We start from the raw sequence: 15,429 nt of genomic DNA, 5'->3' as shown, positions 1-15,429 counted from the left end.
CGAAACTCCTCATGGAGTGGCGAGTCGCTTGAAGTGGCGCCAACCGAAATCAAGCGATTCGTCGGGGATTTCGAGTTTTTTATGCGCTCAGCGCGAATCGCGCAAGTCCAAATTCGCTTGGATAAGGGCTAGCTTCTCGTCGGACCCGCGGCCGATCACAGAAAGCGACGACCTGGTAGCGCTGCTCCATGAAGGCACACACTCCCCGTCGGGCAACCATGCACCTGGTTGCAGCGCGGCGAATGCGATCGGTGCGGCGGTGCGTGGGGGACAGGTCATGGCTGGAACCGAGGGGCTCAAAGTGGTGGAAGGTTGTTCGATGAGGTGCTGGCGTGGTCGAGCGAGTGGTTCGTGGGGTTGTCGATGCCTACTGACGACTGGTCACTCGGATCGCGTGTGGCGGGGGCCGTAATCACCGGTCGCCGGCTCTGACGTCTGCGGAGGGGGAACGAAGTACGAGCACACAGGAATTCGCTTCGCTCTCTCCGGGTCAGCCGCCTGGGGCGCGACGAACGCGGAAGTACACGACGCGAAACCGACGGGGAGCCGACATCCGCCGCGCCTGAAACCAAGTGGTGCGGAATCGGGGAGCCCTGTGGACCAGCGGATTCATGGGTTGTTGCTCTCGAAACGGGAATGGTCATTCGGGAACCGATTCAGACCAGCGACAGGATCGAGACGAAGGCGACGATCGGGACGCAGCACAGGACCGCGTCGCGGAAGGTGAAGCCGGTGCGAGCTGCCACGAAGACGGAGCTGCGGTACATATGAACACCAGTTCTTCAAAGGGGTTGAGTAGTAGACGCGAAACGTGGAAGCGAGCTACGAACCGGGAAGGCGAAACGGGGGATGACGCGCGGCGGTCCGCGACGTTCAGCAGGTGGTCGACTGCGACGCACCAGCGCGGGGCGTCAGGCCGTCGAGCGAGCCTTCGGCATCGGTGTGGAACTGGACGGGCTCATCGACCACGTTCTTGATCCACAGCATCCGAGTCGAATCCGGCGCCTTGGCACCCGGCGCACCGGCAGGAACCGCGACCGCCTTGGTGGCTTGCGAGTCGGTGACGTTGCTCGACGACATTCCCGTCGTGAACAACAAGCAAGCGATCGCCATCACGGCGAGTGCGCCCGACCCCATCAGCGAGCCGCCGATGCGGGACATGGCGAAGGCCAACCGGCGCGACTCGGTGCGATCCAGCGCTGATTCGGGAACAGTGGAGAGCATCGGATACCTCGGTGTTAGGCCACCGCAAGCACCCGCCATGTATCAACCGAAGAGGAAAACCAAACTGCTTGTCATCTTTCAGAAGGGCCACCCGATTACCGGGCAGAACCTAAAACCAACAGAGCCGTGAGGCCAAGGCCTCACAAAACGAAACCGCAACACCTGAAAGAAGGTCAGTGGCTCCGCACGCGGCGAAACACATGACGAGGTGCAAGCAGTAGCGGTTCCTAGCAATCAGAAGTTAGTTGCGTCGATCAGCTGCGATCGACAAGGGCAATGTAGGCGATGAGGACCATCTGCGTCAACAGATGGTTTGAAAACTCACGAAATCCTCACAATACGGGCATCGATCTTCGAATTTCAAGCGATTTTCGCGATCTCGGTTCTTCACAAGAGACGCAAGAGAGTTGCGATAAAGGCTTGCGAAGCGGGTGTTGGCCAGCGATTGCAGCGTCGGAGCGTTCGTCGAAGTGAGGATGACGCCGTGTATGGCCAGGGAGTGCGGCCAGTTTGGGTGTTTTTTCGGGCTTTCAGCCCCATTTCAGCAAGAGCGAGTCATCGGCGTCGCACATGAGATCCGGTTGCCTGGAACGTGGATTACCGCCTCGAGAGCCGCCGTGGAGCCGTAATCGGCCTCGTTTCAAGCGGCTTTCGAGGGGTTCCGGGAGGATGAGTCGATGCCAGCGCCGGTGTCGGTGGACCTGGCCTGCCCGCATGCTGCCGGCCCCCCGGTGGACATCGCCATCAATGGCCCTGATCCACTCAGTCGATCGCGGATTCCATGCCGGGTTTGCGGTGGGCCGTCGCCCGCATCCAGCGCCCGATCACGTTGGCCACGGCGTGATCCTTCGACAGATCTGGCGCGCGAGCCCGGGAGGGTGGTCGACCCGGGCGGCGATGGATTCCCTGACTCCGCACGATCGCGCAGACTCGGCCGGCGTCGACGCGCCAGCGGCCTCGGAAGAGGGCAAGCTCAAGCTACTGTGCCGCCGCCTGGCGCTTGAACTCGAGCGGTTTGGCGTCGGCCGGGGCACCGACCACGAGGAAGTCGAACGCATCGGCCCCCTTTGAGGTCACTTTTCCGGCCATCGTTCCCTGTCCGTCCGTGACCAGCGCGATGGCGTCGGCTGCGGTCTCGATCGTGCCGGAGAGCTCCACAGCCGCCTTGCCGGCAGGGGTGGCCTTCCAGGTGAACGTCGAGTCCTCGCGGACGGTGAGCACCACGCTGTCCTTCCCCGCATCGGCCTTCCAGACGCCGACCAGGTCGGTCTCGGGGCCGGGAGCGGCCGCCGTTTCGGTCGCTTCGGCAGCCGGCTTCGCCGCCGCCTCAGCGGCCGTAGCAGGCGACTGCTCCGCGCTCTTCTCCTCCGGCGGTGGCGCCAGGGCCTCGAGAATGCGCTTGGCGACCAGATCCCCGGGCTGCTTGGCAACGACCACCGCGAGCGCTTCGCGCGCCAGATCGACGTGGCCACCGACGAGGTAGTGGTAGGCGAGGACAAAGTGGGCCGCGGCATCCCCCGGGCTCGCCTTGCACGCCGCCTCGAGCTTCCGCAGATGAGCCGTGTAGGCGTCGACCGAGCCATACAGGCTGCTCATGCTCGTCCAGTCCATGCCCGGAGCCGAGGCGAGGACGGCGTTGAGGGTCGCGGCGGCCTCGGGGTAGCGACCGAGCGCGAACAGCGCCAGGGCGCGGACCTCGTGGATCACCGAATCGCCCGGCGACAGCTTGACAGCCTTGTCGCAGCCGGCGAGTGCGGCGGAATAGTCTCCGGCCTTGAACTTCGCCAGGGCCGCGTCGAACAGCGCCGTGGCCTGGTTTTCAGCGGGTTGCGCGGTGGCGGTGGCAGTCGCCCCACTACCTCCCTGTGAGTCGCTCGAGCTCGTCGCGCCGTCGTTGGTGACGTAGTTGTTGACGACGATCGGCTGCGAGTAGTCGTAGGGGCTCGAAGCCACCACCGTCTGGGGGACGGTGGAGTAGTAGGGATTCACGTAGCTGGCGCCGTACCCGACGCCGTAGCCGAGGCCCCACCCCGACAGCAGCGAAGACAGCCCCCAGGTGGCGGCTCCGAACGCCAGCGGGGCGCCCCAGCCGCCGTAGTAGCCGTTGCCCCAGTTTCCACTCCAGCAGCCGTTGTACCAACCATATGACGGGTTCACGTAGCCGGTATTCCAGGCGTTTCCCCAGCCGCCGCCGTAGCCGCCGTAGCCATAGCCATACCCGCCGTAGCCATAGCCTCCACCGTATCCCAGCCCTCCGAGGCCCCAGCCTCCCAGGCCGCCGACGCCGATGGCGACGTTGGTATTGCCCCCCCAACCGCCGGCGCCCCAGTTGTTGAAGTTGTTGGTATTGAAATTGTTGCTGACGTTGAGGTTGTTGAGCGTGTTTCCGATCGAGTTGTTGTTGCCGCTGCCGATGATCGAGCCGTTGTTGACGGGCCGGTTGATCGTGCCCGGCCGATTCCACTCGCCGGGCCGGTTCCAACCACCAGGCCGGTCACCGCCGATCCCCGGGCGATTCCACCCGCCCTCGCCGGGCCGGTTCCAGCCTCCCGGCCGATCGCCGCCGATCCCCGGTCGGCTCGGGCGATTCCCCCCTGGGCGATTCCCGCCGCCGATTTCACCGGGTAGCGTCGTGACGCCACCATCGGGACGGTTGCCGATGCCATCGGGGCGATTGCCACCGATTCCCGGGCGATTCCCACCGCCTCCGGGTCGATTGCCGCCGATGCCCGGGCGGTTGATCCCGCCACCGCCCGGGATATTTCCAGCGTTGCCCCCGCCGCCACCAGGCGCAGGGAACGGCTTGGTATGTGGCTGACTACCGCCGCCGGTGATGCCACCCGGACGGTTGCCCCCCGCTCCGCCCCCCGGAGCCGGAAATGGCTTGGTCTGCGGGGAATTATTGATGCCACCGCCAATCCCACCCGGGCGATTGCCACCACCGCTGCCGGGAAGCGTGGCCCCGGGACCGGTTTGAATTCCCCCGCCTCCGGGCCTGTTGCCTCCACCGATCTGACCCGGAGTCAAAGACGGCGCCGGACGGGTCGAAAACCCACCCCCGGGCCGGCTTGCGGCACCGCCACCAAGCCCCCCAGGACGACTGCCGATGCCGCCGAGGCCACCCGGCGTTCCCCCAGGCGTAAAACCAGGGCGCGTCGACGGCGTGAGGCCAGGTCGGCCGGCGGGAACGCCTGCTCCCGAGAGTCCACCGGGGCGGCTGCCGATGCCCCCTGGCTGCAGCGCTGGGCGGGTCAACCCGCCGGCTCCCGGCTGACCGATCCCCGGGATTGCACCAGCTCCACCCGGACGCATGCCACCAAGCCCCGGGCGGCTCCCACCGATCCCGGACATTCCCCCCCCCCGGCATCGCCGGCCTGGACTGGGCGCTCGGGAGCGAGGGGCGCGACATGTTGGGCATCGCACCGCCGGGCCGCTGAAAACTCGGCCTCTGGGCCGCCGCACCCGGCGACATTCCCATTCCGCCCGGGCGTCCCTGCATCCCCGCCCCAGGGCTGGGGCGCGACATCTGGGGCATGCTCGGCCGCTGCATCCCCTGGGCCGGACGCGACGCTTGCGGCATGCTCGGTCTGGCACCCCCCCCGCCGACACGCCCCATCGACGGCCGCGCGCCCCCTCCGCCGGCCCGTCCGGGGGAGGCGACAGTCACCGCCGGAAACACGAGCGTCAGCGCCGCCACCGCGACGACCGGCCAGAGGAACACACCACTGAAAACTCGCGGGAAACACTTCATCGCAGCCGCATCACCCAGAGGTCACCGTCACCCAGAGGTCACCGTCACCCAGAGGTCACCGTCACCCAGAGGTCACCGTCACCCAGAGGTCACCGTCACCCAGAGGTCACCGTCACCCAGAGGTCACCGTCGCCGAACCGAGCCACAGAGGTCACCAATGGGCAGGATCCTGCTTCACGCACCATCCCGACCGTCGTCCACCGTGCGGACACCATCTACGCTCCCCGTCGCAGCCTGTTCATTGCCCCGCCGGCTTGGCAGGAGTGGGAGTTCCTGACGCACCTGCAGCCGGAGCCGGCGGCGGAGCCCCCCCCTCGGGTGCCGGTGGCCGCCGGGCGATCTTAAGCTCGAAGTCGGGCTCGACGGCCCCGGCCACGATTCGGTCGGTCGAACGGATCGTGAAGTGGTCGCCATCGACCGGCGTCAGCTCGACGGTCGCCGAACCGGTCGTTCCGTCGGGAAGCGTCGCCTCGGAGCGGATCAGCCATCCCGTCTCGGTGGGGAACCACTCCCCCTCGCTGAACCCGCCGTCTGAATCGAACGTCCAGCTCCGCAGCACCCCCTCGATCGGATCAAAGCCGATCCGCTGGGCGCTCCTCGAAGCCTCCATTCCGCCGATCGCCAGCGTGTATTCACCGACCAAGAAATTGCCGTCTTCGCTGAAGCGGTAGCTGACCTCGGTCCGCCCCTCGGGGCTTTCGTCGATCCAGTCGCCGACCAGCCACGCGACCCCCTGGAGCATCTCGGCAGGGGTGGGCAGCGGATCGTCGGCAAACTCCCGGTAGGAGGCGACCGGCCAGGCATTTCCGACCTTGTCGCGCATCGCGACATAACGGAGCTGCGCCGCGGTCTGCCCGTCGTCGACGGTGATCAGGCGCACACCCTCCTCGACCGCCAGGTCGTCGCCGACCTGCCGCAGTCCGGTGATCTCCATCTGCAGCGTCGCCTTGGGAAACTTCTCGAAAAACGCCTGAAAAAGGGCAGTGATCGCCTTCCGCCCGCTGGTCACGGTGCCATTTTCGTCGATCAACTCCCCCTGTTCCATGAACAGCTCACCGAGCGCCTTGGCATCCCCGGCGTTGAAGGCCTTGACCGTTGACTCCCCCTCACGGGTGACGGCGGCGACGAGCTCCGCGAGAGGTTCAGCGATTTCGACGATCATGACATCGACCGCGGCTTGGTCGGCCGGCTTGGTCTCCTCGGTCACGGCAGGCTGCGGCGTCGGCTTGGCAATTGGCGCCTGGCAGAACCCCGGCGCCGCCCCGACGGCGACCAGCGCCGCCACCAACAACCATATCTGTCCGCGGATAAGGCCCTTCATGGCCGTTGTCCACTGTGGCGACCGCGCTCGACGCGACGACATGCACTCCTCCGCTGTGGTTGACCGCGATTCTTCTCCGCGCTGGATAAGCGGCGTAGTCCGTCATCATAGGGAAAGACGAGACGAGTCAACCAGCGACTCGCCGGTCCCTTGGTCGCGTTCCCGTCGGGCTGGCTCGGCACGCACCGTGGCGGCGACGGGCGGCGAAGTGATGTGGAAAAACCGACGTTTCCCGGACGAGACTGCCGGAAGTTGCCGACTCTTTCACAACTCCGGCAGCGCCCGGGCTCCCGGCGGACTTCTCCGCGCAGCGGCTGCTATCTTCCGCCGATTGATCGTCCGAATGTGCCACCGTTGGACACGGACGAAAACGCCGTCGATCCCTCAGGAGAAGCCCCGATGCCCACGCCGTCCGACAAGGCCCTGTCGCTGTTCGAGGAGTTCAAGAACTTCGCCTTCAAGGGCAACGTCATCGACCTTGCAGTCGGCGTGATCATCGGCGGGGCATTCGGCAAGATCGTCTCGAGCCTGGTCGACAACATCATCATGCCGGTTGTGAGCCTGATCATGCCGGGCGACAGTGGCTATAAAGATTCGGCGCTCACGATCGGCGGCAAGACAGTGCCGTACGGCGCGTTTCTCGGCGACATCGTCAGCTTTCTGCTCCTCGCCCTGGCGCTGTTCGTGTTCATCGTCAAGTTCCTCGGCTGGCTGATGAAGTCGAAGGCCGCGGCAGCCGCGGTCGCCCCGCCGCCGCCGACGAAAGACCAGGAACTGCTGATGGAGATCCGCGATCTGCTCAAGCAGCGCGGCTGAGCGGTTCGGCAGCTGCGGCCGCGGTCGGGTGCCGATCTCGACGCCGCGGTTCGGCCGGACGTCCGCTTGACAAAACGCCCCGGGAAAACAGAGCGGGCCGGACGGTTTCCCGTCCGGCCCGCTTCTTTTCGCTCAGGTGCCCGCAGTGCGGGGGCCTGAATCAGCAGCCCTTCTTGCAGCCGAGGAGGCGCTTCCGACCGCCGCAGGCCTTGCCGCCGCAGCCAGCCGAGCCACTCGAGCCGCAATCGCCACAGGCACCGGCATCGCCGCAGCCGCCCGCGGAACCGCAGCCACCGGCATCGCCGCAGCCGGCGTCGCCGCCGCAGCCGCCAGCCGAGCCACCGTCGCCGCCCCAGCTACCGGCCGACGAACCGCCGCAGCCGCTCTCCACCGGCACCTCGACGGCCACGGTGATGCACTTCTGCACCGGCACTTCCTTCGTGACCGTGTGCGGGACGCGGACCGTGTAGGACTGCGTCTGCGTCTCGGGCACGTTGTCATAGACCGTGACCGAGTAGCTCTCTGTCTTCTGCTGCGGGACATTGACCGTGTACTTGACGTCGCGGGTCATGGTCTCCGGCACGCTCCGGGTGACCGTGTACTCGCGGGTCTTCGTCTCGGTCCGGTACTTCGTGACGTTGACCGAACGGGTCTTCGTCTCGGGCACCATCTTCGTCACGGTGTAGGTGCGGGTCCGCTCCTCCGGCACCATGGTGGTGACGGTGTAGCTGCGGGTCCGCTCCTCGCTGCGGTACCGGGTGACCGGCACCGAGCGGTTCCGGGTCTCCTGCACCATGTTGGTCACGGTGTAGGTCCGGGTCCGCTCCTCGGGACGGGTCTTGGTGACCGTCACCATCCGCGACTTCGTGACCGGGACGCACTTCTGCACGGTGTAGTTCCGGGTCCGCTCCTCGGAGCGGCACTTCGTCACGTTCACCGAACGGCTCTTCGTCTCGGGGACCATCTTCGTGACCGTGTAGGAACGGGTCCGCTCCTCGCTGCGGTAGTTCGTCACCGAGTAGGTGCGAGTCCGCTCTTCGGAACGGGTCCGGGTCACGTTGATCATCCGGCTCTGCTGCTCCTGGCGGCACTTCTGCACCGAGTAGGAGTAGGGAACCTCCTCCGTCACGCACTGGTAGGTGGTGTACGGAACTTCCTTCGTCTCACACGTCGGCACCCAGACGCGCTTGCAGCAGATCTTCGGGGGGCAGGGGTTGCCGCACGAGTCGACACCGCCACCGACCTCGGTCTGCTGGGTCTGCCAGCTGCCGCCGCGGACCTGCACCGTGCGGCTGCCCTGCACCGGGACGCGCTTCTGCACGGTCCGGCTGCCGGTCATCTGCTCGGTGTAGGGGACGTTCACCGTGTAGGTCTGCTCGACCTGCTCGGTGTAGGGCACGCTGACGGTGTAGGTCGAGACCTTCTCTTCGGTGTAGGGCACCTGGACGGTGTAGGTGGAGGTCTTCTCCTCCTGCACCGGCACGTTCACCGTGTAGGTCTGCTCGACCGTCTCGGTGTAGGGGACCTGGACCGAGTAGGTGGAGGTCTTCTCCTCGCTCACCGTCTCGTACGCCGTGTAGCTCTGCTCGACCTGCTCGGTGTAGGGGACCTGCACCGTGTAGGTCTGCGTCCGCTCCTCGCTCTTGGGCACGCTCACCGTGTAGGTCTGCTCGACCGTCTCGGTGTACGGGACCTGGACCGAGTAGGTGGAGGTCTTCTCCTCCTGCTTGGGAACCATCACGGTGTAGGTGGAGGTCTTCTCCTCCGAAACCGGAACGTTCACCGTGTAGGTCTGCTCGACCGTCTCGGTGTAGGGGACCTGGACGGTGTATTCGGCCGTCTTGGTCTCCGTCACGTTCTTGTTGACCGTGTAGGTCTCCGTCCGCGTCCGGGTCTCGGGAACCTGCACGGTGACCGTGCGGGTCCGCTCCTCCGTCCGCGGGACCCGCTTGTTGACCGTGTAGGTCCGCTCGCGGGTCTCCGTCGTGTACTCGGTCGACGTGACGGTCTTCATCTCCGTCACGTACTGACGCTGGTACACCGTCCTGGTTGCGGGGGCGCAGTCGCCACCGGCCATGACCACACCACCGGCACCGCCATCGACATACCCACCCTCGCTGATGACTGCCGAACCGCCGCAGCCACCGCAGTCAGCGGCGAACGTGCTCGTGCACGTCGCCACCACAGCCAGCGCGGGGAGGCAAGCAAACAGGAACTTGCGCTTCACGCACACCTCCAAAAGGGAAGAAACAGGGAAGACCCGAGCAGGTTTTTCTCGAACGCGCCCGCACGTCGGTCGGTCGAAGAGACCCTTCTTTTACGACGACCGAGACATTCGGCCGCCTGGTAAGCTGGATAGGTTACGTTGACTAATCCGGCTTTCAAGGGCCCAAAAACGATTTTTCCGCATGATTCCAGCCGGTTCCTGCCGGATATGACGGCCGAGGGCAGCCGGCCGGCAGACCTGCGAAAACGGCCTGAAAATGAGGAAAAACGACCGCTCACTTCCGGCACAACCGTCGCTTTCGCGGCGACGTGTCAGGCGAAACCCTCACGATAGGGGATCCAATTATCGCGGCCGATACCGGGAGCCACCCTTCTAGTAAGCGACTAGCTACGCTCCACGAGGGGAAAATAGCGCGCCGCACACCTTCGACAGCAGCCACAGAGTGCCGAGGGGCAGGATGATCGTGGAGATCGTGAAGTAGATCGCGAGGTTCACGATCGACTCGCCGACATCGCCGATCGCAGTGTACAGGCGTTTCGCCTTCTCGCCGACGTAGTCGACGGGGTTGTAGCGCTCGTACCACGCTTTTCGCTCGGCAGGGTCCTCGGCTTGGACCGCCTCGATCCGCTGCGTCGTCGACGACACGACAGCCGCCGCCTGCTGGTAGTTCGACTCCAAAAACCGCTCCGCCACCAGCGAATCGATCCATGCCCCGGCAGGGATCGCGAGGCGCGCGAACAGCGCCACGCCGAACAGCCGCCGACCCCATGAAACAAGGCTTTTCCGCGAATTTCCCCCGACGACAAGGGCCGCCAAGAGGGCCCCGAGAGCCGGCAGGAACAGCCACCAGCCGAGCGTCTTGGCGATCTGGAGTGCCAACCGCTGGACGCCGAGGGCCGTGGTGCTGGTCAGGAGCAGCGAGCCATACTGCTCCACCAAGTCGTTGACAGGGTCCAGCGCCTGCCCGATCCCCAGGCTGCCTCCCGGACCGAAGCTGAAACTGACTTCGGAGCTCTGCGCCAGCGAGATCGCGCTGTCGAGGGCCCGGGTAGCGGCAAGCGCGGCGAGCGTGCGGGCAAAGCTCGCCTCCAGCCACGCCTCGCCCTTGTCGTCGGCGACCGGGGCGACCCCGAGCATCACGGTCGCGGCGACGGCGGCGAACACGGCCAGTCGAGCTACCGGCTCCCGAAGAAATGCGGGGAGAAACGGCAGCCACGCCCCCTCGAAGAGGAAGACGCGGGGGTCGAATTCGCCCGGGTTCGATGGGGCTTGCGTCGGCTTCGGATCAGCCATGGCACTGCCTCCTCAGGGGATCAACCACCGCTCGAGATACGGCCTGAGCCACGCCGCCCGCCGCGCGTACCCCACCCTGGTGGGATGAAGGCCGTCGTCCACGAAGCATTCCGGGGCCGGGAGCCCATTGGGACGCAAGTAGGCGTCTCCCACGTCGATGTAGCCGATATCCGCCCGAGGGGCCTGTTTGGCGATGAATTCGCGGAGCAGTGCATTGGCCCGGAACTGTTCGTCGCGCTCGCTCCACCGGGCAAAACTGGGCGCGATTGCCAAAAACAGGATCCGCGTCCCCGGTAATCCGGCCCGGACCGTCGCCACCAGGTCGGCGAACGCTTCGGCCACCTGCTCGGGGGATCTCCCGGCGTGGATGTCGTTGATTCCCGCCGATACGACGATCACCCCAGGCCGTGAGCTTCCCACCAGCCGGAGGATCACAGGCGCCAGGTCCGCCAGATGCGATCCACCGACGCCTCGCCGATGGACGCGCCAGCCCGGGAAATCGTCGGCGAGCGACTTCCACAGGCGGATATTCGAAGAACCGACAAACGCGATTCCACCGGGCTCGGCGACCTCCCGATCGAGCATCTCGAGCGCCGCCACTTCCTGTTCCCAGCGCCCTGCGTGAGGGGAACCCGCTCCTTGGGCCGCGGCGGCCGGCTCATCGGCGGCAATCACCGACATCAACAGCGTTACGGCCCCAAAAGCCAGCACGAGCCACTCTGGCAGCGTCGTTCCGGCCCGTGGCGGAGGCATGGCGGTTTCTTACGGAGGAGACCGTCACCATACCCGCTGCTCCGCCCGGGCCACATGCTCGTCCTCTCCGGCTGCGGGCCGATGCGAGGGCGACGGCGGAGGGGGCTTCGCCGGCCCTGTGATGGGGATGCCGGAATGTCGTCTCCTGTCGTCCACCACAAAGATCCCGGACGACCCGGGCGGGAGGCGGTATCTTCACGCCGCCGGTTGGCGCCTCTCCACCGGCCCCCTTCGCTGTTGGCACCCGTCACACGACTTCCCGCCAGATCGGAGCCATCTCCCATGACTTCCACCGTCGCCCGGGTCAGCGGTCGCTCGACCCTGCGGTTCGCCCTCGTCGCCGCCTGCCTCGCGCCTGCCGCCGCGCCGGCCGACGTGTCGCTCAACAACATGTTCGGCGACCACATGGTTCTCCAGCAGGGGATCCGCAACAAGGTCTGGGGAAAGGCCGATCCCGGCGAGAACGTCACCGTCACGCTCGGCGACGGTTCCAAGGCAGCCCAAACCCACACTACCACGGCCGGTGCCGACGGCTCGTGGCACGTTCTCCTCGACGCCGTCAAGGACTACGGCGGCCCCCACACCCTCACGGTGAAGGGGAAGAACACCGTCACGTTCAACGACGTGCTCATCGGCGAGGTCTGGGTCTGCGCGGGGCAGTCGAACATGCAGTGGAGCGTGAATGCCTCCAACGACCCCGATCTCGAGAAGGCGGCGGCCAACTTCCCGATGATCCGCCTGATCTCCGTGCCCCAGGTGGGCACGCAGGATCCGCAGTGGAACTTCAACGGCTCGTGGCAGGCCTGCACGCCCGAATCGGTCGGCAACTTCTCCGCGGTCGGCTACTTCTTCGGCCGCCAGCTCCACCAGACCCTCGGCGTCCCGGTCGGCTTGATCAACAACGCCTGGGGAGGCAGCGCCGCCGAGGCGTGGGTGAAGCGCGACAAGCTGGCCGGCGACGGGCGCTACAAGGGATTGATGGAACGCTGGGAGAAGCTCGAGGCTGACTATCCGGCCGCCAAGGCGGAGTTCGAGAAGAAGTTCGCCGAGTGGAAGGAGGCCGCCGAGAAGGCCAAGGCCGAAGGGAAGCCCGCGCCGCAGCAGCCGGGCAACCCCGACGGCCAGATGCGCGGCAACGCGCGCCCCGGCAACATCCACTCCGGCGTCCTGACGCCGTCGATCGGCTACGGCATCAAGGGGGCGATCTGGTACCAGGGGGAGAGCAACGCCGGTCGCGCCTACCAGTACCGCGAGCTGTTTCCGTTCATGATCAAGTCGTGGCGCGACGAATGGGCTCTCGGCGACTTCCCCTTCTATTGGGTCCAGCTCGCCGACTTCAAGGCGGAGCAGGCCGCCCCCGCCGAGAGCGATTGGGCCGAGCTGCGCGAGGCACAGACGATGACGATGAAGGCCCTCCCCGCCACCGGCGAGGCGGTGATCATCGACATCGGCGAGGGCAAGGACATCCATCCGAAGAACAAGCAGGACGTGGCCAAGCGGCTCGCCCGGTGGGCCCTGGCGGAGACCTACAAGAAGGAGGGCATCGTCGCCCGCAGCCCGCTCTACAAAGGAATGGAGAAGCAGGCGAGCGCGATCGTCCTGTCGTTCGACCATGTCGCCGGCGGCTGGCGGCCGTTCGACGTCGCGGAGCCGCGCGGGTTCACGATCGCCGGTGCGGACAAGAAGTTCGTCGCTGCCAAGGCGAAGATCCTCCCCGACGGCCGGATCGAGGTCTCGGCCGACGGCGTCACCGACCCGGTGGCGGTGCGCTATGCATGGGCCGACAACCCGGTGTGCAACATGTTCTCGGGCGCCGGCCTGCCGCTGACGCCGTTCCGAACCGACGACTTCCCGGGCGTGACCGTCGACAAGCAATAACCAACCACGCAGCACAGCAAACCCCGATCGCCCGCGAACCGAGCGTTCCGATCTGTCTGGCCGTCCGCGCAGGTGACCGCCGTATCCCCCCTACCCAGAGGGAGTCGTGGTGGTCGTTGTGGTTCCCGGGGGAAAGCCATCGCCAAAACTCGGCTGGGCCGCCGTCTGCCGACGGGGTAGCTTTTTTGGCGGGTGGTCGTGGGGGTGATCCCGGCAGGGCCGGGATCACGCCGTCGGCGCGAAGGACGCGCCTGGCGTTCCCGGGGGACGGGACGCTGCAGCCACCCCGCACCAGGGAGGTGGGGCATGACGCGTGCATCGCGGGCGCTGGGCGAGGCGCTGGCTGTCTCTGTCTGTGGACACAGCCAGCGGAGGGCGTTGTCGGCCGTGTCGACCGGTCGAAGCGTTGAGATCTTCGACGGTCAACGGTTGCCCGATCCTCAGGCGCCAGACCTGGTTGACCGCCTGCTGACGGCTGGCGTGTGTGTCGCCGTGGCCGCCGCCATGGCGATCGCCTGCAGCGGCTGCTCACGCGCCCCCGGGGGTCAACCCGCCGTGGCACCCCGAGCGACCGCGCGGATTCCCGTCGTCATCGCACCACCGCGCCCGTTCCGGATCGAGAGGCTTGCTGTCCGTGGACAAAGCCCTCCGTGGCCTTTGTCCACTCCGGCGACCGCGGGAAACGCCGAGGGTTTCCCGGATCGCCGGCGGCCGCATCCATCGACCGCTGCCCTGACCGAACCCGCCCGGTTTCCCGGCGCCCCGGCCGATGCCCGCCCGGCTGCCGCCGAGATCGGCCTGATGCTTCGTGACTACGCGCGCGCGTTCAATCGCCACGACGCCGTGGCGCTGGCCGCACATTGGAGCCCGACGGCCGAGAATCTCGACCTCGATACCGGCGAGATCACCCGCGGCCGTGCGGCAATGCGCGACCTGTTCACGGCGCTGTTCGCGACCGACCCCAGCGGCCGGCTCGATCTCGACATCGAGGCGATCCGCCTGGTGAATGCCGACGTCGCTGTCGTCGACGCGCTGCTGGCAGTGTCGTTCGCCGCGCCGGCCGCCGAGCAGACGCCGGCACGGCGGCGCCTGTCGGCCGTGGTCGTGCGCCGCGACGATCGCTGGCAGATCGACAGTGTCCGCGAAGCGGCGATCGACCAGGTGCCCGCGCCCCTGAAGACGGCGCGGGACCGGCGCGCCGCACGGCCGCTCGAGGAGCTCGCGTTCCTCGTCGGCACCTGGGAAGGGCGCTGCGCCGCCGCGACGGTCGTGACGCGCTGCACGTGGGCGGCCGACGGGGCTTTTCTTTTCCGCACGCATCTGGTGACCGCCGACCGCACCCCCGCGCCGCCGCCGGCCGGCGACGGCGCGATTCCGGGGCTCCTCGTTCCCGGCTCGTCGGGAACGCGCGAGGTGAGCGAAATCATCGCCTTCGATGCGCATGCTGACCGGATCCGCTCCTGGCTGTTCACCTCGCAGGGGCGATTCGCCGAGGGGGTGTGGAGTCGTTCCGGCGACCGCTGGGTGGTCGAGGTCGAGGGCAAGGGTGCCGACGTCGGCACACAGGCGCGAATGCAACTCGAGCGGATCGGCACCGGCGAGTGCGTCGTCGCCTCCGACGGCGGCGGCCTGGAGGATGTCTGCCCGCCGGCGTGCACATTTCTCCGTATCGACTGAGCACACTGCCGGGTCTGGCAGACTCGCTTCGTCGTGCCCTCTTCCTGGGCATGACTGCATCCCGGCTGGGCGGCAGGGACTCCATCTTCAGGAGGGGTCGCCGTCGGCGCCCGCGTCAGAACCCTCATTTTCCCACATTATCGGGAAATCGAATTTCATCCTTTCGTGGCATGAGGCTTGCGGATCGAGTTTTTGTGTTGGAATGTTCAGTTCTCGTGTTTTTCGACGCGCTTCGGCTCCGTCGCTGTTGTCTTTCGCATTCAGTCAATCGAACCGGATGGGCGGCACGTCCGTCTGGTGATGCGGTGATGCCTGCTTGCAGGCTCGATTTCATTTCGTTTCGTCATTCCTGTTCGTCCCTGCCTTTTCGTCTGGAGGATCGATCCATGAATTCGTCCGTGCGACTCCCGGCTCGGCCGCGGGGCAGGGCAATCGCATCTTAATCGGCCTGTTTTCCCGTCAGAATTCCTTCCAAGACATCGTTACACC

Annotated in this window: 9 protein-coding genes and 2 pseudogenes; 5 read left to right on the top strand and 6 right to left on the bottom strand. The window is 66.5% G+C overall.

The window, feature by feature from the left end; genetic code table 11:
* Positions 1-873: 873 nt before the first annotated feature.
* On the bottom strand, positions 874-1,224 hold the full coding sequence (locus FJ309_15625) for a hypothetical protein (GenBank protein MBM3956011.1): 351 nt from the start codon (positions 1,222-1,224) through the stop codon (positions 874-876).
* Positions 1,225-2,202: 978 nt separating this feature from the next.
* Positions 2,203-3,513, bottom strand: a complete 1,311-nt coding sequence (locus tag FJ309_15620; GenBank protein ID MBM3956010.1) for a tetratricopeptide repeat protein — start codon at positions 3,511-3,513, stop codon at positions 2,203-2,205.
* A gap of 409 nt (positions 3,514-3,922) precedes the next feature.
* Between FJ309_15620 and FJ309_15615 the strand changes: the two are divergent.
* Both FJ309_15615 and FJ309_15610 read left to right on the top strand, forming a co-directional pair.
* Positions 3,923-4,018: pseudogene (locus tag FJ309_15615) on the top strand (peptidoglycan endopeptidase).
* A gap of 111 nt (positions 4,019-4,129) precedes the next feature.
* Positions 4,130-4,387: pseudogene (locus FJ309_15610) on the top strand (isocitrate dehydrogenase (NADP(+))).
* Positions 4,388-5,213: 826 nt separating this feature from the next.
* Here FJ309_15610 and FJ309_15605 read toward each other — a convergent pair.
* Entirely contained in the window at positions 5,214-6,338 is a 1,125-nt protein-coding gene (locus FJ309_15605; protein ID MBM3956009.1) for an SgcJ/EcaC family oxidoreductase, read from the bottom strand.
* 381 nt (positions 6,339-6,719) lie between these two features.
* On the opposite strand from FJ309_15605, the gene mscL reads away from it, so the two are divergent.
* On the top strand, positions 6,720-7,112 hold the full coding sequence (gene mscL / locus FJ309_15600; protein MBM3956008.1) for a large conductance mechanosensitive channel protein MscL: 393 nt from the start codon (positions 6,720-6,722) through the stop codon (positions 7,110-7,112).
* 160 nt (positions 7,113-7,272) lie between these two features.
* Here the strand turns inward: mscL and FJ309_15595 are convergent, their stop codons facing one another.
* The 3 genes from FJ309_15595 to FJ309_15585 form a co-directional block, all read right to left on the bottom strand.
* Positions 7,273-9,339, bottom strand: a complete 2,067-nt coding sequence (locus FJ309_15595; GenBank protein ID MBM3956007.1) for a hypothetical protein — start codon at positions 9,337-9,339, stop codon at positions 7,273-7,275.
* Between the two features lie 387 nt (positions 9,340-9,726).
* A complete protein-coding gene (locus FJ309_15590) occupies positions 9,727-10,632 on the bottom strand; it encodes a hypothetical protein (GenBank protein ID MBM3956006.1) in 906 nt (301 codons plus the stop codon).
* Between the two features lie 12 nt (positions 10,633-10,644).
* Positions 10,645-11,385, bottom strand: coding sequence for a hypothetical protein (locus tag FJ309_15585; GenBank protein ID MBM3956005.1), 741 nt, complete (start codon positions 11,383-11,385; stop codon positions 10,645-10,647).
* Positions 11,386-11,667: 282 nt separating this feature from the next.
* Between FJ309_15585 and FJ309_15580 the strand changes: the two genes are divergently transcribed.
* Positions 11,668-13,263 carry a sialate O-acetylesterase gene (locus tag FJ309_15580; GenBank protein ID MBM3956004.1) on the top strand — a complete coding sequence of 532 codons (1,596 nt, stop codon included), beginning with the start codon at positions 11,668-11,670 and terminating at the stop codon, positions 13,261-13,263.
* A gap of 306 nt (positions 13,264-13,569) precedes the next feature.
* Positions 13,570-14,940 carry a nuclear transport factor 2 family protein gene (locus FJ309_15575; GenBank protein MBM3956003.1) on the top strand — a complete coding sequence of 457 codons (1,371 nt, stop codon included), beginning with the start codon at positions 13,570-13,572 and terminating at the stop codon, positions 14,938-14,940.
* The last annotated feature ends 489 nt before the right edge of the window (positions 14,941-15,429 follow it).

Source organism: Planctomycetota bacterium, from assembly GCA_016872555.1.
In the GTDB taxonomy this organism is placed as follows: Bacteria; Planctomycetota; Planctomycetia; order Pirellulales; family UBA1268; genus F1-20-MAGs016.
Note: the sequence above shows the minus strand (reverse complement) of the source record. Positions and strands in the feature narration are given on the sequence as shown.